The 17,229-nt window shown below is 64.0% G+C and carries 11 protein-coding genes; 8 read left to right on the forward strand and 3 right to left on the reverse strand.

The window, feature by feature from the left end; translation table 11 throughout:
* Positions 1 to 137 precede the first annotated feature (137 nt).
* The 6 genes from tpx to LJX93_RS11535 all read left to right on the forward strand — a co-directional run bounded on the left by tpx (position 138) and on the right by LJX93_RS11535 (position 12,305).
* A complete protein-coding gene (gene tpx / locus LJX93_RS11510; RefSeq protein ID WP_033697401.1) occupies positions 138 to 638 on the forward strand; it encodes a thiol peroxidase in 501 nt (166 codons plus the stop codon).
* A 231-nt stretch (positions 639 to 869) separates the two neighbouring features.
* Positions 870 to 2,141, forward strand: a complete 1,272-nt coding sequence (locus tag LJX93_RS11515; RefSeq protein WP_095065104.1) for an MdtA/MuxA family multidrug efflux RND transporter periplasmic adaptor subunit — start codon at positions 870 to 872, stop codon at positions 2,139 to 2,141.
* Complete coding sequence (locus tag LJX93_RS11520) at positions 2,138 to 5,233, forward strand: MdtB/MuxB family multidrug efflux RND transporter permease subunit (protein ID WP_033697403.1); 3,096 nt, start codon at positions 2,138 to 2,140, stop codon at positions 5,231 to 5,233. Before LJX93_RS11515 ends, LJX93_RS11520 begins: the two co-directional genes overlap by 4 nt.
* Positions 5,234 to 5,342: 109 nt before the next feature.
* Positions 5,343 to 8,450 carry an efflux RND transporter permease subunit gene (locus LJX93_RS11525; protein ID WP_033697405.1) on the forward strand — a complete coding sequence of 1,036 codons (3,108 nt, stop codon included), beginning with the start codon at positions 5,343 to 5,345 and terminating at the stop codon, positions 8,448 to 8,450.
* The gene (locus tag LJX93_RS11530; RefSeq protein ID WP_033697406.1) at positions 8,447 to 9,928 is read left to right on the forward strand and encodes an efflux transporter outer membrane subunit; all 1,482 of its coding nucleotides are present in this window, start codon (positions 8,447 to 8,449) and stop codon (positions 9,926 to 9,928) included. Before LJX93_RS11525 ends, LJX93_RS11530 begins: the two co-directional genes overlap by 4 nt.
* 289 nt (positions 9,929 to 10,217) lie before the next feature.
* The gene (locus LJX93_RS11535; RefSeq protein WP_033697407.1) at positions 10,218 to 12,305 is read left to right on the forward strand and encodes a putative bifunctional diguanylate cyclase/phosphodiesterase; all 2,088 of its coding nucleotides are present in this window, start codon (positions 10,218 to 10,220) and stop codon (positions 12,303 to 12,305) included.
* On the opposite strand, the gene LJX93_RS11540 is transcribed toward LJX93_RS11535, so the two are convergent.
* A complete protein-coding gene (locus tag LJX93_RS11540; RefSeq protein WP_027593589.1) occupies positions 12,302 to 12,562 on the reverse strand; it encodes a DUF1652 domain-containing protein in 261 nt (86 codons plus the stop codon). The two genes, LJX93_RS11535 and LJX93_RS11540, sit on opposite strands and share 4 nt — an antisense overlap.
* A gap of 285 nt (positions 12,563 to 12,847) precedes the next feature.
* Entirely contained in the window at positions 12,848 to 13,495 is a 648-nt protein-coding gene (locus tag LJX93_RS11545; RefSeq protein WP_227697210.1) for a DUF1345 domain-containing protein, read from the reverse strand.
* 113 nt (positions 13,496 to 13,608) lie between these two features.
* On the opposite strand from LJX93_RS11545, the gene pgm reads away from it, so the two are divergent.
* Entirely contained in the window at positions 13,609 to 15,246 is a 1,638-nt protein-coding gene (gene pgm, locus LJX93_RS11550; protein ID WP_033697410.1) for a phosphoglucomutase (alpha-D-glucose-1,6-bisphosphate-dependent), read from the forward strand.
* Positions 15,247 to 15,285: 39 nt separating this feature from the next.
* Here pgm and LJX93_RS11555 read toward each other — a convergent pair whose 3' ends face one another.
* Positions 15,286 to 16,239, reverse strand: a complete 954-nt coding sequence (locus LJX93_RS11555) for a LysR family transcriptional regulator (RefSeq protein ID WP_227697211.1) — start codon at positions 16,237 to 16,239, stop codon at positions 15,286 to 15,288.
* 147 nt (positions 16,240 to 16,386) lie between these two features.
* Here LJX93_RS11555 and LJX93_RS11560 point away from each other — a divergent pair, with 147 nt between their 5' ends.
* Positions 16,387 to 17,214, forward strand: coding sequence for an amidohydrolase family protein (locus LJX93_RS11560; RefSeq protein WP_033697412.1), 828 nt, complete (start codon positions 16,387 to 16,389; stop codon positions 17,212 to 17,214).
* Positions 17,215 to 17,229 lie beyond the last annotated feature (15 nt).

Here is a 17,229-nt window from a genome sequence, read left to right on the forward strand (position 1 = left end):
CTTGTCGCGATCTGGGCATTTTTTTTGTCCACAATAATTGTCTGGCAATAGAACAATTTTAACTTCACCCATAGGCACCCGGCCGCCTTCATGCTTAACTCAGTGTCCTTTTCAAACCCCGCATAAGGATTTCGTTCATGGCTCAAGTGACTCTCAAAGGCAACCCGGTTCAGGTCAAGGGCAACCTGCCGCAGGCCGGTGCTCAGGCCCCAGCCTTCTCGCTGGTGGGTGAAGGCCTGGCCGACCAGTCGCTGCAGAACTACGCCGGCAAGCGCAAGGTGCTGAACATCTTCCCGAGCGTCGATACCCCAACCTGCGCCACCTCGGTGCGCAAGTTCAATGCCCAGGCCAATGACGTGGCCAACACCGTGGTGCTGTGCATTTCCGCCGACCTGCCGTTCGCCCAGGCGCGCTTCTGCGGTGCCGAAGGCCTGGAGAACGTGAAAAACCTGTCGACCCTGCGCGGCGCCGAGTTCCTCGAGAACTACGGTGTGGCCATTGCCGACGGCCCGCTGGCCGGCCTGGCTGCGCGTGCGGTAGTGGTACTGGACGAGAACGACAAGGTGCTGCACAGCGAGCTGGTAGCTGAAATCGCTGAAGAGCCTAACTACGAGGCAGCGCTGGCTGTCCTGAAGTAAGGGCTTCTGGCGGGGCCGGTTACCGGTAACGGAACTCCAGCCACGCCCACCGCTCCAAGCAACACCCTGTAACGGCCCGGAACGATTTCCGGGCCGTTTTCGTTTAAAGTTCAGCGTTTTGGCAACGTCAGCCAAAGGTAAACCTCTGGTAAAGGGCCTTTGCTAAAACGATGCCAGTGCTTATCGTTCACCCTCCCCACATCGTTATTCCGAACAAGGTTCGTTCAACCCATGCAAGCGTCCAAATCCCGTTCCTCCCGTCGCTGGCTCGTCGGCCTGCTGATCCTGCTGCTGGTGGCCTTGCTGGCCTGGTGGCTGTGGCCCGCAACGCCGGCCCACACAGAGGCCGGCAGCGGGCGCATGGGCAAGGGCGGGCGCCCAGGGTTCGGCGCATCCAGCGACCCGGTGCCGGTACGCGTCGAGCCGGCACGGGTTGGCGACTTCCCGCTCTATTACAAAGCCTTGGGCACGGTCACCGCGACCAACACCGTCAACGTGCGCAGCCGGGTGGGCGGTGAGCTGGTCAAGATCCACTTCAAGGAAGGCCAGCAGGTCAAGGCCGGCGACCTGCTCGCCGAGATCGACCCGCGCAGCTACCGCATCGCCTTGCAGCAGGCCGAAGGCACCCTGGCGCAGAACCAGGCTCAGTTGAAGAACGCCCAGGTAGACGTCGCGCGCTACCGAGGCCTGTATGCCGAAGACAGCATCGCCAAACAGACCCTCGACACCGCCGAAGCCCAGGTCGCGCAGTTCCAGGGCCTGGTCAAGACCAACCAGGCGCAGGTCAACGACGCGCGCCTGAACCTCGATTTCACCCAGATCCGTGCGCCGATCAATGGCCGTGTAGGGCTGCGTCAGCTCGACCTGGGCAACCTGGTAGCCGCCAACGACACCACGGCGCTGGTCGTCATCACCCAGACCGAGCCGATCAACGTCGTGTTCACCCTGCCGGAAACCGAGCTGAGCACCGTACTGGAACGTTATCGCAGCGGCGCCAGCCTGCCGGTCGAAGCCTGGGACCGCAGCGACAGCAAGCTGCAGTCCAGCGGTGTACTGGGCAGTATCGATAACCAGATCGACACCACCACCGGCACCCTCAAGTTCAAGGGCCGGTTCGAGAACAAGGACCTGGCCCTGTTCCCCAACCAGTTCGTCAACGTGCGCCTGCTGGCCGACACCCTCAAGCAGGTGGTAATGGCCCCTGCGGCGGCCATCCAGTTCGGTAACGACGGCACCTTCGCCTATGTGATAAACGCCGAGAACACCGTCAACGTGCGCAAGCTCAAGGTCGGTGCCAGCGATGGTGAAAACAGCGTGATTCTCGAAGGCCTGGCTGCCGGCGACCGCCTGGTGCTGGAAGGCACCGACCGGCTGCGTGAGGGCACCAAGGTGGACGTGGTGGAAGACAGCTCGCAAGTACCGACCGCCCCCGGTCAGCACCTGCAAGGTCAAGACGCCAAGGGCGCCGCCCAGGCTGCTGAAGCAGGCAAGGCGGGCGCATGAACCTCTCGCGCCTGTTCATCCTGCGGCCGGTCGCCACCACGCTGAGCATGCTGGCCATCGTCCTGGCCGGCCTGATTGCCTACACGTTGTTGCCGGTTTCGGCCCTGCCTCAGGTCGATTACCCGACCATCCGAGTCATGACCTTGTACCCCGGCGCCAGCCCGCAAGTCATGACCAGTGCGGTCACCGCGCCGCTGGAACGCCAGTTCGGGCAGATGCCGGGCCTGACCCAGATGGCCTCGACCAGCTCCGGCGGTGCTTCGGTGCTGACCCTGCGCTTCAGCCTCGACATGAACATGGATGTCGCCGAGCAACAGGTGCAGGCAGCGATCAATGCGGCCAGCAACCTGCTGCCCAGCGACCTGCCTGCACCGCCGGTGTACAACAAGGTCAACCCGGCCGACACCCCGGTGCTGACCTTGGCCATTTCCTCCAAGACCATGCCGCTGCCCAAGCTCAACGACCTGGTCGATACCCGGGTGGCGCAAAAGCTCGCCCAGATCAGTGGCGTGGGCATGGTCAGTATCGCCGGTGGCCAACGCCAGGCGGTGCGCATCAAGGTCAACGTCGATGCCCTGGCTGCCAATGGCCTCAACCTCGATGACGTGCGTACGCTGATCGGCGCGTCCAACGTCAACCAGCCCAAAGGCAACTTCGACGGCCCGACCCGGGTGTCGATGCTCGATGCCAACGACCAGCTGCGTTCCCCGGCGGAATACGCCAACCTGATCCTGGCCTACAACAACGGTGCGCCGCTGCGCCTGAAGGATGTGGCCGAGATCGTCGACGGTGCCGAAAACGAGCGCCTCGCCGCCTGGGCCAACGAAAACCAGGCCGTGTTGCTGAACATTCAGCGCCAGCCGGGGGCCAACGTCATCGAAGTGGTCGACCGGATCAAGGAACTGCTGCCTTCGATCACCGACAACCTGCCGGCCGGCCTCGACGTGTCGGTGCTCACCGACCGTACCCAGACCATCCGCGCTGCGGTCAAGGACGTGCAGCACGAGTTGCTGATCGCCATCGTCCTGGTGGTCATGGTCACCTTCGTGTTCCTGCGCCGTTTCAGTGCCACCCTGATCCCGTCGATTGCCGTCCCGCTGTCGCTGATCGGCACCTTTGGCGTGATGTACCTGGCCGGTTTTTCGGTGAACAACCTGACCCTCATGGCCCTGACCATCGCCACCGGTTTCGTGGTGGACGATGCCATCGTCATGCTGGAGAACATCTCCCGGCACATCGAGGAAGGCGAAACCCCCATGCAGGCCGCGCTCAAGGGCGCCCGGCAGATCGGCTTCACCCTGATATCGCTGACCTTCTCGCTGATCGCGGTACTGATCCCGCTGCTGTTCATGGCCGATGTGGTCGGCCGGCTGTTCCGCGAGTTCGCGATCACCCTGGCGGTGGCGATCCTGATTTCCCTGGTCGTGTCGCTGACCCTCACGCCGATGATGTGCGCGCGCTTGCTCAAGCGCGAGCCCAAGGAAGAAGAGCAGGGCCGTTTCTACCGCGCCAGTGGCGCCTGGATCGACTGGCTCATCGAGCACTACGGCCGCGGCCTACAGTGGGTGCTCAGGCACCAGCCGCTGACCCTGCTGGTGGCGGTGGCCAGCCTTGCGCTTACCGTGGTGCTCTACATGGCGGTGCCCAAGGGCTTCTTCCCGGTGCAGGACACCGGCGTGATCCAGGGTATTTCCGAAGCGCCGCAATCGACCTCGTTCGCCGCCATGAGCGAGCGCCAGCAGTCGCTGAGCAAGGTAATCCTGCAGGACCCGGCCGTGCAGAGCCTGTCGTCCTACATTGGCGTGGATGGCGACAACGCCACGCTCAACAGTGGGCGTTTGCTGATCAACCTCAAGCCGCACGGTGAACGTGACGTCACCGCCGGCGAGGTCATCAGCCGCCTGCAGCCGCAGCTCGACAAGCTGGTGGGCATCCGCCTGTTCATGCAGCCGGTGCAGGACTTGAGTATCGAGGACCGGGTCAGCCGCACCCAGTACCAGTTCAGCCTGTCCTCGCCTGACGCCGACCTGCTGGCGCAGTGGAGCGGCAAGCTGGTGCAGGCGCTGCAACAGCGCCCGGAGCTTGCCGACGTGGCCAGCGACCTGCAGGACAAGGGCCTGCAGGTGTACCTGGTGATCGACCGCGACATGGCCAGCCGCCTCGGCATCACGGTTGCGCAGATCACCAACGCCTTGTACGACGCCTTCGGCCAGCGGCAGATCTCGACCATCTACACCCAGGCCAGCCAGTACCGCGTGGTGCTGCAGTCGCAAGCCGCCGCCAGCATCGGCCCGCAGGCGCTGGAGTCGATCCACGTCAAGGCCACCGATGGCGGCCAGGTGCGGTTGTCGGCGCTGGCGCGTATCGAGCAGCGCCAGGCGCAGTTGGCGATTTCGCACATCGGCCAGTTCCCGGCGGTGATGATGTCGTTCAACCTGGCCCATGGCGCGTCGCTGGGCGAGGCGGTCAAGGTCATCGAGCAGGTGCAGCAGGAGATCGGCATGCCGATTGGCGTGCAAACCCGCTTCCAGGGCGCCGCAGAAGCCTTCCAGGCCTCGCTGTCGAGCACCTTGCTGCTGATTCTCGCCGCCGTGGTGACCATGTACATCGTGCTGGGGGTGCTCTACGAGAGCTACGTCCACCCGGTGACCATCCTTTCGACCTTGCCCTCGGCGGCGGTCGGCGCGTTGCTGGCATTGCTCATCAGTGGCAACGACCTGGGCATGATCGCCATCATCGGCATCATCCTGCTGATCGGCATCGTCAAGAAGAACGCGATCATGATGATCGACTTCGCCCTTGAAGCCGAACGCCATCAGGGCATGACCCCGCAGGACGCCATCTACCAGGCCGCGTTGCTACGCTTCCGGCCGATCCTGATGACCACCCTGGCTGCGCTGTTCGGTGCGGTGCCGCTGATGCTCGCAACCGGCTCCGGTGCCGAACTGCGCCAGCCGCTGGGCCTGGTGATGGTGGGCGGGCTGCTGGTCAGCCAGGTGCTGACACTGTTCACCACGCCGGTCATCTACCTTTATTTTGATCGGCTTGCGCGTCGTTTTGGTCGGCAGGACGTTGCGGAGGAGCCGGCATGAGCGGCCTCAAGCATCAAGCCGCAAGCTGCAAGCTGATTGGCGTGAGCCGGAGTTCCGAGCCTGCTCGCACGCCCACTTGTAGCTTGCAACTTGCAGCTTGGAGCTGCAAATGAACCTGTCCGGACCGTTCATTCGACGCCCGGTGGCGACGATGTTGCTGAGCCTGGCCATCATGCTGCTGGGCGGGGTCAGCTTCGGCCTGCTGCCGGTTGCGCCGCTGCCGCAGATGGACTTCCCGGTGATCGTGGTGCAGGCCAACCTGTCCGGTGCCAGCCCTGAGGTCATGGCCGCCACCGTGGCCACGCCGCTGGAACGCAAGCTGGGCAGTATCGCCGGCGTTACCACGCTGACCAGCAGCTCCAACCAGGGCTCGACGCGGGTGATCATCGGCTTTGAAATGGGCCGTGACATCGACGGCGCGGCGCGTGAGGTGCAGGCGGCCATCAATGCCACCCGCAACCTGCTGCCCAGCGGCATGCGCAGCATGCCCACGTACAAGAAGATCAACCCGTCGCAGGCACCGATCATGGTGCTGTCGCTGACCTCCGATGTGCTGCAGAAGGGCCAGCTGTACGATTTGGCAGACACCATCCTGTCGCAGAGCCTGGCCCAGGTATCCGGGGTAGGGGAGGTGCAGATCGGCGGCAGTTCGCTGCCGGCCGTGCGCATTTCGGTGGAGCCGCAGTTGCTCAACCAGTACGGCGTGTCGCTGGACGAGGTGCGCACCGCCGTGGCCAACGCCAACCAGCGCCGGCCCATGGGCTTCGTCGAGGATGCCGAGCGTAGCTGGGAGGTGCGGGCCAACGACCAGCTGGAAACGGCCAAGGACTACGAGCCGGTGGTGATCCGCCAGCAGAACGGCACCATCCTGCGTCTGTCCGACGTGGCGACCATCACCGACAGCGTCGAGAACCGCTACAACAGCGGCTTCTTCAACGACCAGAGCGCGGTGCTGCTGGTGGTCAACCGCCAGACCGGGGCCAACATCATCGAAACGGTCGACCAGATCAAGGCGCAGTTGCCGGCGTTGCAGTCGCTGCTGCCGGCCAGCGTCCAGTTGAATGTGGCCATGGACCGCTCGCCGGTGATCAAGGCGACCCTCAAGGAGGCCGAGCACACCCTGTTGATCGCGGTGGGGCTGGTGATCCTGGTGGTCTACCTGTTCCTTGGCAGCCTGCGTGCCTCGTTGATCCCGAGCCTGGCGGTACCGGTGTCGCTGGTGGGCACCTTTGCCGTCATGTACCTGTGCGGTTTCTCCCTCAACAACCTGTCGCTGATGGCGCTGATTTTGGCCACCGGCCTGGTGGTGGACGATGCCATCGTGGTGCTGGAGAACATCTCCCGGCACATCGAGGATGGCCAGCCGCCGATGCGTGCGGCGTTCCTGGGTGCCAAGGAAGTGGGTTTCACGCTGTTGTCGATGAACGTGTCGCTGGTGGCGGTATTCGTCTCGATCCTGTTCATGGGCGGCATCGTGCGCAGCCTGTTCCAGGAGTTTTCGATCACGTTGGCGGCGGCGATCATCGTCTCGCTGGTGGTCTCGCTGACCCTGACACCGATGCTCTGCGCGCGCTGGCTCAAGCCGCACCAGGCGCAGCAGACGCGCGTGCAGCGCTGGAGCGACAAGCTGCACCAGCGCATGGTCAATGGCTATGACCGCAGCCTTGGCTGGGCGCTGCGCCACAAGCGCCTGACCCTGCTCAGCCTGTTGGCCACTATCGGCATCAACATTGCCCTGTACGTGGTGGTGCCCAAGACACTGATGCCGCAGCAGGACACCGGCCAGTTGATGGGCTTTATCCGGGGTGACGATGGCCTGTCGTTCAGCGTGATGCAGCCGAAGATGGAAATCTACCGCCGCGCCTTGCTCGCCGACCCTGCGGTGCAGAGTGTGGCGGGCTTCATCGGCGGCAACAGTGGCACCAACAATGCCATGGTGCTGGTGCGCCTGAAACCGATCAACGAGCGCAAGATCGATGCCCAGAAGGTTATCGAGCGCTTGCGTAAAGAGATGCCCAAGGTGCCCGGCGGGCGCCTGTTCCTGATGGCCGACCAGGACCTGCAACTGGGTGGCGGCGGGCGTGACCAGACTTCGTCGCAGTACCTCTATACCCTGCAGAGCGGCGACCTGGCAGCCCTGCGCGAGTGGTTCCCGAAAGTGGTCGCGGCGGTGCGTGCCTTGCCCGAGTTGACCGCCATCGACGCCCGTGACGGCGCCGGCACCCAGCAGGTAACCCTGGTGGTCGATCGTGATCAGGCCAAGCGCCTGGGCATCGACATGGACATGGTCACCACGGTGCTCAACAACGCCTACAGCCAGCGGCAGATCTCGACCATCTACGACAGCCTCAACCAGTACCAGGTAGTGCTGGAGATCAACCCGAAATACGCCTGGGACCCGAGTACCCTGGAGCAGGTGCAGGTGATCACCAATGATGGCGCCCGGGTGCCGTTGTCGACCATTGCCCACTACGAGAACAGCCTGGCCAATGACCGGGTCAGCCACGAGGGCCAGTTTGCCTCCGAAGACATTGCCTTCGACGTTGCCGAAGGCTACAGCCCCGACCAGGCCATGGCCGCAGTGGAGCGGGCGGTGGCCAAGCTGGGCCTGCCCGAGGAAGTCATCGCCAAGCTCGGCGGCACCGCCGACGCTTTCGCCAAGACCCAGGAAGGCCAGCCCTTCATGATTCTTGGCGCGTTGGTGCTGGTGTACCTGGTGCTGGGCATTCTTTATGAAAGCTACATTCACCCGCTGACCATTCTCTCGACACTGCCCTCGGCCGGCGTCGGTGCCTTGCTGGCGCTGTATGTCACCGGCGGCGAGTTCAGCCTCATCTCGCTGCTGGGCCTGTTCCTGCTGATTGGCGTGGTGAAGAAGAACGCGATCCTGATGATCGACCTGGCGCTGCAACTGGAGCGCCACCAGGGCCTGTCGCCGGAGGAGTCCATCCGCCGCGCTTGCCTGTTGCGCTTGCGGCCGATTCTGATGACCACCCTGGCGGCCATCCTTGGCGCCTTGCCGCTGCTGGTCAGCCGTGCCGAAGGCGCGGAAATGCGCCAGCCGCTGGGTTTGACCATCATCGGCGGCCTGGTCTTCAGCCAGATCCTCACCCTTTATACGACACCGGTGGTCTATCTGTACCTCGACCGCCTGCGTCACCGTTTCAACCATTGGCGCGGCGTGCGCACCGACGCCGCTCTGGATACCCCGCTATGAACTTTGCCCAGACACCCCTTCACCGTACCCTGCAGTCGTTGACCCTGGGGCGTGGCTCGCGCCTGCTCGGCGCCGGCCTGTGTGTGGCGCTGCTCAGTGCCTGTACCCTGAGCCCGGACTACCACCGCCCCGAGCTGAGCACCCCGGCGCAGTACAAGCAGGCCGAGGGCTGGAGCCAGGCCAAGCCGTCGGACGCGATTGCCCGTGGCGCCTGGTGGGAGGTCTATGGCGATGCCGGGCTCAATGCCTTGGTCGAAGAGCTCAACCGCAGCAACCAGACCGTCGCGCAGTCCGAAGCCCAGTACCGCCAGGCCCAGGCGCTGGTGCGCAGCAGCCGCGCCGCGCTGTTCCCGAGCCTGGACCTGAGCGCCAGCAAGAACCGTTCGGCTCAAGGCACTGGCAGCTCGAGCTCCAGCCTGTCGAACAACAGCAGCGGCATTCGCAACACCTACAACACGCAGCTCGGCGTGAGCTGGGAGATCGACCTGTGGGGCAAGCTGCGTGAAACCTTGAACGCCAACGAAGCCAGTGCCGAAGCCAGCTTTGCCGACCTTGCCTCGATTCGCCTGAGCCAGCAGTCGGAGCTGGTGCAAAACTACCTGCAGTTGCGTGTGATCGATGAGCAGAAGCGCCTGCTGGAAGCAACCGTGGCCACCTACGAGCGCTCGCTGCGCATGACCGAAAACCAGTATCGCGCCGGTGTGTCCGGCCCGGATGCGGTGGCGCAGGCGCGGACCCAGCTGAAAAGCACCCAGGCGGACCTGATCGACCTGATCTGGCAGCGTGCGCAGTTCGAGAATGCCATTGCCGTGTTGCTAGGCAAGGCCCCGGCTAACTTTGCATTGGCCGACAGCAAGAGCATCCCGGCGCTGCCGGACATCCCCGTGACATTGCCCTCGCAATTGCTCGAGCGCCGCCCGGACATTGCCTCGGCCGAGCGCAACGTGATGGCCGCCAACGCCAATATCGGCGTATCGCGGGCTGCCTACTTCCCCGACCTGAGCCTGAGCCTGAGTGGGGGCTATTCCAGCAGCAGCTTCAGCAACTGGATCGAACTGCCGAACCGGTACTGGTCGGTAGGGCCTTCGCTGGCCATGACCCTGTTCGATGCGGGCAAGCGCAGCGCCGAGGTGGACCGTACCGTGGCGGTGTATGACCAGACCGTAGCGCAGTATCGCCAGACCGTGCTCGATGGCTTCAAGGAAGTGGAGAACTACCTGGTGCAGCTGAAGGTATACGGCGATGAAGCGGTGGTACGCCAGGAGGCGTTGGACGCGGCGCGTGAGTCGCTTCGCCTGACGGAGAATCAGTACCGCGCGGGGTTGATCGGCTACCTGGATGTGGTGAACGTGCAGACCACGGCGTTGAGTAACGAGCGCAGTGTGCTGAACCTGCTGCAAGGGCGGTTGGTGGCGAGTGTGCAGCTGATTGCTGCGCTGGGCGGCGGTTGGGATGCCGAGCAGGCGTTTGCCGAGTAGGAGGTCGCCCAGCCCTAGGGCTGTGGGAGCACCTGTCTTGCTCGAAATTCAGAAAACACGCATGACCCAGTAGGAGCGGGCTTGCCCCGCGAATACGGGCGAAGCCCGTGCCATTCTCCGCGGTGCCTGCTTCGCGGGGCAAGCCCGCTACCACAGGCCGCGCCTGGGCAGGGCCTAAGAAGGGGATGTTGGATCCATTCCCATTCTCAAAAACCCCGTGCGTTTCGCCAAAGCTTGAGTACAATCGTCAGCTTTTTCCGGGCCCCCTGGCCTGTCGCTGGAACTCCCAATGCTCACAGGCAGCTACTCCTCTTCGTTGGTGTTGATTTCGCTGTGCGTGGCGATCCTGGCGTCCTATACCGCCCTTGACCTGACCGGCCGTATTGCCACGGCCAAAGGCAGGGCTGTGCACCTGTGGATGGGGGGCGGCGCGCTGGCCATGGGCATCGGCGTGTGGTCGATGCACTTCATCGGCATGCTCGCGTTCAGCCTGCCCATCGACCTGGGCTACGACCTTGGGCTCACGGCGTTTTCGCTGTTGATCGCTGTGCTGTCGTCAGGCTTTGCCTTGTGGCTGGTGAGCCAGCCAAGCCTGCCCTGGCTGCAATTGGGCTTCGGTGCGTTGATCATGGGGGCAGGCATCAGTTGCATGCACTACACCGGTATGGCCGCGCTGCGCATGCTACCGGGCATCGACTATGACCCAACGCTGTTCGGCGCTTCGCTGTTGATCGCCGTTGGCGCCTCGGCGGCGGCGCTGTGGATCGCGTTTCGCTTGCGCAGGCACACCCCTTACGTGCGCCAGATCCGGGGCCTGGCGGCCGTGATCATGGGGGTTGCCATAGTGGGCATGCACTACACCGGCATGGCGGCGGCCAATTTCCCTGCGGGTAGCTTCTGTGGTGCGCTGGGCGGCGGGCTGCAAGGCGACGGGCTGGTCTACCTGGTGCTGATCACCACCCTGGCGGTATTGGCGGTGGCGTTGCTGACCTCGGTGTTGGACGCGCGCCTGGAAGCGCGCACCGCTGAACTTGCCCGCTCGCTGACCCTGGCCAACCAGGAGCTGACCCAGTTGGCCCTGCACGACACGCTCACCGACCTGCCCAACCGTACCCTGCTGGCCGACCGCATCGAGCAGGCCATCGGCAAGGTGGCGGAGCAGGGCGGGTGCTTTGCCTTGATGTTCATCGACCTGGATGGCTTCAAACCGGTCAACGATGCCTTTGGTCATCATGTCGGCGACTTGTTGCTCAAGGCCGTGGCCGGCCGTTTGCGTGGCCACTTGCACAGCCAGGACACCTTGGCGCGCATTGGCGGCGACGAGTTCGTGCTGCTGGTGGAATTGCGGGAGCCGAACGATGCCATGGACGTGGCGGTCAAGCAGGTCAACCTGGTGTCGCGGCCGTTCCGTGTCGCCGAGCATGATCTGCAACTCACGGCCAGCCTGGGCATCGTCTTGTACCCCGGCAATGGCCTGGACCAGCACGAGTTGCTGCGCAATGCCGATGCCGCGATGTACCACGCCAAAAGCGCAGGCAAGAATGGCTACAGCTTCTTCGACGTGTCGATGAACAGCAACGCCCGGCAGCAGCTGCAGTTGCTGCAGGACCTGCGCCAGGCGCTGGAGCAGGGCCAGTTCCGCCTGCATTACCAGCCCAAGTTCGATGCTCAGGCCTGCCAGCCGATCGGTGCCGAAGCCCTGCTGCGCTGGGAGCACCCGCAGCAGGGGTTGTTGCTGCCTGATCGGTTCATCGGCCTGGCGGAAAAAACCGGCCTGATCATCCCCATTGGCGAATGGGTGCTCGACGAAGCCTGCCGGCAGATGCGCCAGTGGCTGGACCAAGGGCACCTGGGCTGGCGCATGGCGGTCAACCTTTCGGCCATCCAGTTCTGCCACGCTGGGCTGGTCGAAAGCGTGGCCCGGGCTTTGAGCGAGAATGGCCTGCCGGCCAACTGCCTGACCCTGGAAATCACCGAAACCACCGCCATGCACGACGCCGATGCCAGCCTGACGGTGCTGCAACGCCTGTCCGACATGGGCGTGGACTTGTCCATCGATGACTTTGGCACTGGTTACTCCAGCCTCATGTACCTCAAGCGCCTGCCGGCCAACGAACTGAAGATCGACCGTGGTTTCGTGCGTGATCTGGAGCAGGACAGCGATGACGCCGCGATTGTCTCTGCAATCGTTGCCCTGGGCCAGGCACTGGGGTTGCGCATCGTTGCCGAAGGGGTAGAGACCGACAAACAGCAAGACTTCCTCACCCGCCTGGGGTGCGATTCGCTGCAAGGTTATCTGCTGGGCCAGCCGGTGCCGGCAGAGCAGTTCATGGGCAATTTGCAGGCGCTGCGCCAGGAACCCGAGGTGCCGGTTTAGCCTGCGTCGCGCAAGGCGAAGACCGGTACGAAGGCGTCCATTTCGGCCTCGACCGCTTCGATGATGCGCTCGACATCTGCTGCGGCCATGATGGCGGCGCAAGGGATGCCGGCGATGGCCAGCAGGGTTTCCCCGGTGGCGCGGTCGAACAGGCGCGCGATCATGCTGCGCGGCGCATCCATGCTGGCCTCGAAGCCCAACGGGTGGAAATGCCAGCGCATCACCTGGCAGGCGTTCGGGAACGTCATCTTGTTCATGCCAGCCTCCTTGTCCTTACCTGGACGCGGTGAGCGGGTGGCCGCAGGCACGGCCGCCGGGAATGTAACCATAGCACCTGCCACGCCAGTGCCCAGTGGCTGAGTCCGACCAAAGCGATGAGGCTTGACCCACGTCACATTAGCGTCTCGGACAGCGGCTGGCGGCAAAAGGCCCGGCAAACGTTTTCCTTGCGCGGCGGTGCCGAACAACCCGGCAGATTCTGCCAATTTCACGATTATCAGGCGTGCAGCGTTTTCTGACGAGCGGTGGGGGTTGAACCGGTGCTAGCCCAGCAGGCCCGCCGCAATATTGATGGTGAACCCCAGAATCGCCGTGTTGAACACGAAGCCAACCACGGAGTGCGCCAGCACCACCCGCCGCAGCCCGCGCCCGGCGACGCCGACATCGGACGTTTGCACCGCCACGCTGATGGTGAACGAGAAGTAATGGAAGTCCCAGTAATCGGGGTTGCGTTCGCCATCGGCGAAGCGCAGTGGGGGTTCGTGGTTTTGCCCGTTATAGAACAGCCGGGCGTAGTGCAGGCTGAAAATGCAGCCGATCAGCAGCCAGGAGCCGGCCACGGTCAAGCCGGTGTAGAGGTAGTGCAGGGTCAGCGCATTGCCTTGCAGGCCGCGGCTGGAGACCAGTTGCAGGGTGATCGCGGCCAGGCTGGCGATGGCGGCGATGCACACGGTAAACAGAACCAGCCCGGCGTTTTCGTCCTCGATCTGGGCGACCTTGCGGACTTTATCCGGGTTGGCGTTCCAGGTCAGCCACAGCACCAGCACCAGGTAAAGCCAGACGCCGAGGTTCCAGCCGACGAGGATGTGCTGGACGGTGTCACCTGCCGGGACCAGCCAGGCGCCGATGATGCCGACCAGGGCAGCGAACGTGAGGCGGGGGTGAGTGCGGGTCAGGCGGTGGACAGCCATGGGGCCTCGTTGCCGGGGAGTGATGGCAAATACTCTAGACCATCGCGCGGCATTGCAACTCTCAGTACACTGCAGGCTCCAACACCAACATCCGTTGAACTCGAGGTTTCTGCATGACGCTCAGTCCTTTGGCAGGCAAGCTGGCTCCGGCCAGCGTGCTGGTCGATATTCCCCGACTGCTCACCGCTTACTACACCGGCCGCCCCGACGCGGCGGTGGCGGCCCAGCGGGTGGCCTTCGGCACCTCGGGGCACCGAGGTACTTCCTTCGAGTTGAGTTTCAACGAGTACCACGTGCTGGCCATCACCCAGGCCATCTGCCTGTACCGCCAGGAGAAGGGCATCGACGGCCCGCTGTTCATCGGCGCCGACACCCACGCGCTGTCGGCACCGGCCTCGGCCAGTGCGCTGGAAGTGCTGGCGGCCAACGGCGTGCAGGTGATGTTGTCCAAAGACGACGAGTACACGCCGACCCCGGCGGTGTCCCACGCCATCCTTTGCTACAACCGTGGCCGCGAACAAGGCCTTGCCGACGGCATCGTCATCACGCCGTCGCACAACCCGCCGCAAAGCGGGGGCTTCAAGTACAACCCGCCCAATGGCGGCCCGGCCGACAGCGACGTGACCAAGTGGGTCGAGGCCAAGGCCAACGAACTGCTGGCGGCGAACCTGGCGGGCGTCAAGCGCATGGACCATGCCCAGGCCTTGCAAGCTGCCACCACCCATCGCCACGACTACGTGAGCCACTACGTGGCAGACCTGGGCAATGTCATCGACTTCGATGTGATTCGCAGCGCCAACCTGCGCCTGGGCGTTGACCCGTTGGGTGGGGCCGGGGTGCATTACTGGTCGGCGATCGCCGAGCATTACAAGCTCAACCTGGAAGTGGTCAACACCGAGGTCGACCCGACCTTCCGCTTCATGACCGTCGACTGGGACGGCCAGATCCGCATGGACCCATCCTCGCCCCACGCCATGCAGGGCCTGATTGGCCTGCGCGAGCGCTTCGACGTGGCGTTTGCCTGCGACCCGGACCACGACCGCCATGGCATCGTCACCCCGGATGGCCTGTTGCAGCCGAACAATTACCTGGCTGTGGCCATCGACTACCTGTTCCGTCACCGCCCGCAGTGGCGCAGCGACGCGGCAGTGGGCAAGACCGTTGTGTCCAGCGGCCTGATCGACCGCGTCACCGAGCGCCTGGGCCGCGAACTGTATGAGGTGCCGGTGGGCTTCAAGTTCTTTGCCCAGGGCCTGTTCGATGGTTCGTTGGGTTTTGGTGGCGAGGAAAGCGCGGGGGCGTCGTTCCTGCGCCGCGATGGCTCGGTCTGGGCCACTGACAAGGACGGGTTGATTCCGGCCTTGCTGGCTGCAGAGATGACCGCACGTACCGGGCGCAATCCGAGCCAGGCCTATGCGGACCTGACGGCGGCACTGGGCAAGCCGTTTGCTACGCGTGTCGAGGCCAAGGCCGATGTACGGCAGAAGGCGTTGCTGAGCAAGCTGGCACCCGAACAGGTTAAGTCGACCGAACTGGCCGGTGAGCCGATCGTGCAGATCCTCAGCCATGCGCCAGGCAACGGCCAGGCGATTGGCGGGTTGAAGGTGATGACCGCCAACGGCTGGTTTGCCGCGCGGCCGTCGGGCACCGAGGACATCTACAAGATCTACGCCGAGAGCTTCATCGACGAGGCGCACCTGCAGCGCCTGGTGCAGGAAGCGCAGGTATTGGTGGACGCCGCCATCGCCTGATTCCCTGCAGAGGCGGCCTTGCCGGGCCGCTTCTCTGCCTCAGGCGGTAGGCAGCTCGAACCCGGCAACCCCACGCCCAAGCTTCAACGCCTGCGCATGCAGCACCTGCATCAGGTGCAGCGCCGAGTGCGAGGGCGGTTCGAAGCGCGAATAGACAAAGCTGATGTCGAAGTGGATTTCTTCGGCCAGTGGCACCACCGCCAAGCCGCTGTCCTGCGCCACGAACTCGTCGATCAGGGTAAGCCCCATGCCTTGCTTGACCAGGGCCACGGCTTCGTTGGCATTGGTGAACGACAACAATGATTGCAGCTGCAGGCCGCGCTGGTGGATGTGTTCGGCCAGCAGTTTGCCAAACGGCATGTCGGGCCTGAACAGCAGCAAGTCATGGCCTTGCAGTTGCTCCAGGGTCAGGGATGCCTGCCGCGCCAGGGCGTGCTCCTGCGGCATCACCACCACCATGCGCCCACGCATGAACGCCCGTGAATGCAGGTGATCGTGGATCACCGGCAAGGCGGCAATCGACAGGTCGACCTTCTTCGACAGGATCTGGTTCGGCATTTCACCCATCAGCGAGGTTTGCCACTCGATGTTCAGCGAGGGCGACTCGCGCTTGAGCTGGGCCAGCGCAATCGGGATGACCACGGTCGACAGTGATGCGCTGCAGGAGATGCGCAGGTTGCGATGGCCGCCACTGGCCAGTGACAACGCACATTCATTGACCTCCAGCGCCGCCTGATACACCCGCTCGACTTCGCGAAAGAGAATCTGCGCCTCGTGGGTTGGCACCAGGCGGTTGTTGATGCGCTCGAACAACCGGTACGCCAGGCGCCCCTCGATGTACTGGATCAACTTGCTCACCGCCGGCTGCGACACATACAGCATTTTCGCCGCCGCGCTGATCCACCCGGTCAGCATCACCGCACGAAACACTTCCATGTGCCGCAGTTTGAACACCAGCGCGCGGGCTTCCGGGCCTTCGTTGTCGAGGGGCATGAGCATTACCTTTGGTTATGGTCTTCGCCATCTGGGTATGAGCGCATCCGCTGGGCACGCAGTATCTTGAACCCAGCCGAGCCGCCTTTGCGGCGCACAATAACAAGATCTGCAGGCAAGCGCAGCGGCGCTTGACGGGAGTGCTGCGTGAACATCTTTGACGAACCCAAGATCGATTGCCATAACCATTTGTTTGACCCCGCCCGCTTTGCCTATCACCCCGACGCGCCCTATGCACCGTCCGGGCAGGAGGTCGCCACCCTCGAGCAGTTCAACCGGGTGATGGAAGCCTACGGTGTGCAGCATGCCTTGCTGGTAGGCCCCAACAGTGGCTACCACACCGACAACCGTTGCCTGTTGCACGCCCTGGCCGTGGGGCAGGGGCGTTTTAAGGGCGTGGCGGTGGTCGACCCTGGCATCACCCTCGATGCGCTGGCCGCGCTGCAGGCCCAAGGGGTGGTCGGGGTGGCTTTCAACCCGGCGCTGTACGGGGTGGCGAGCCTCGACGCGGTCGACGGTTTGTTCGGCAAGCTCGCCGAGCTCGACCTGTTTGCCCAGGTCCAGGTCTGCGAAGACCAGTTACTGGCGTTGCGCGGGCTGCTGCAGCGTACCTCGGCACGCCTGTTGATCGACCACTGCGGCCGACCAGACGTACGCGCCGGCGTCCAGCAGCCGGGCTTCCAGGCCTTGCTGCAGTTGGCTGGCAGCGGCCGGGCCAGCGTCAAGCTGTCCGGTATGCAGAAGTTTGCCGCGGCCGATGCGCTGCTGGCGCAGAGCAGTGCCTACGTCCATGCCCTGATCGAGGCCTTTGGCCCGGATGCCTGTGTGTGGGGCTCCGACTGGCCGTTCATTCGTCAGCGCGCGCGCGTGGACTACGGGCCCTTGCTGAAACTGGCCGAGCGCCTGATGCCGGATGCGCAACTGCGCCGCAAGGTCATGTGGGACACGCCGCGACGTCTGTTCGGGTTCGCCTGACGCAGCGCCCTTTGC

Origin of the sequence: Pseudomonas sp. HN2-3 (assembly GCF_020691745.1) — a bacterium.
Lineage (GTDB): Bacteria > Pseudomonadota > Gammaproteobacteria > Pseudomonadales > Pseudomonadaceae > Aquipseudomonas > Aquipseudomonas capeferrum.

Coding starts and splice junctions, on each gene's coding strand:
- LJX93_RS11525 (WP_033697405.1), top strand. CDS start 5,343: ATGAACCTGTCCGGACCGTTCATTCGACGCCCGGTGGCGACGATGTTG.
- LJX93_RS11540 (WP_027593589.1), bottom strand. CDS start 12,562: ATGAACAAGATGACGTTCCCGAACGCCTGCCAGGTGATGCGCTGGCAT.
- pgm (WP_033697410.1), top strand. CDS start 13,609: ATGACGCTCAGTCCTTTGGCAGGCAAGCTGGCTCCGGCCAGCGTGCTG.
- LJX93_RS11545 (WP_227697210.1), bottom strand. CDS start 13,495: ATGGCTGTCCACCGCCTGACCCGCACTCACCCCCGCCTCACGTTCGCT.
- tpx (WP_033697401.1), top strand. CDS start 138: ATGGCTCAAGTGACTCTCAAAGGCAACCCGGTTCAGGTCAAGGGCAAC.
- LJX93_RS11515 (WP_095065104.1), top strand. CDS start 870: ATGCAAGCGTCCAAATCCCGTTCCTCCCGTCGCTGGCTCGTCGGCCTG.
- LJX93_RS11555 (WP_227697211.1), bottom strand. CDS start 16,239: ATGCCCCTCGACAACGAAGGCCCGGAAGCCCGCGCGCTGGTGTTCAAA.
- LJX93_RS11535 (WP_033697407.1), top strand. CDS start 10,218: ATGCTCACAGGCAGCTACTCCTCTTCGTTGGTGTTGATTTCGCTGTGC.
- LJX93_RS11520 (WP_033697403.1), top strand. CDS start 2,138: ATGAACCTCTCGCGCCTGTTCATCCTGCGGCCGGTCGCCACCACGCTG.
- LJX93_RS11530 (WP_033697406.1), top strand. CDS start 8,447: ATGAACTTTGCCCAGACACCCCTTCACCGTACCCTGCAGTCGTTGACC.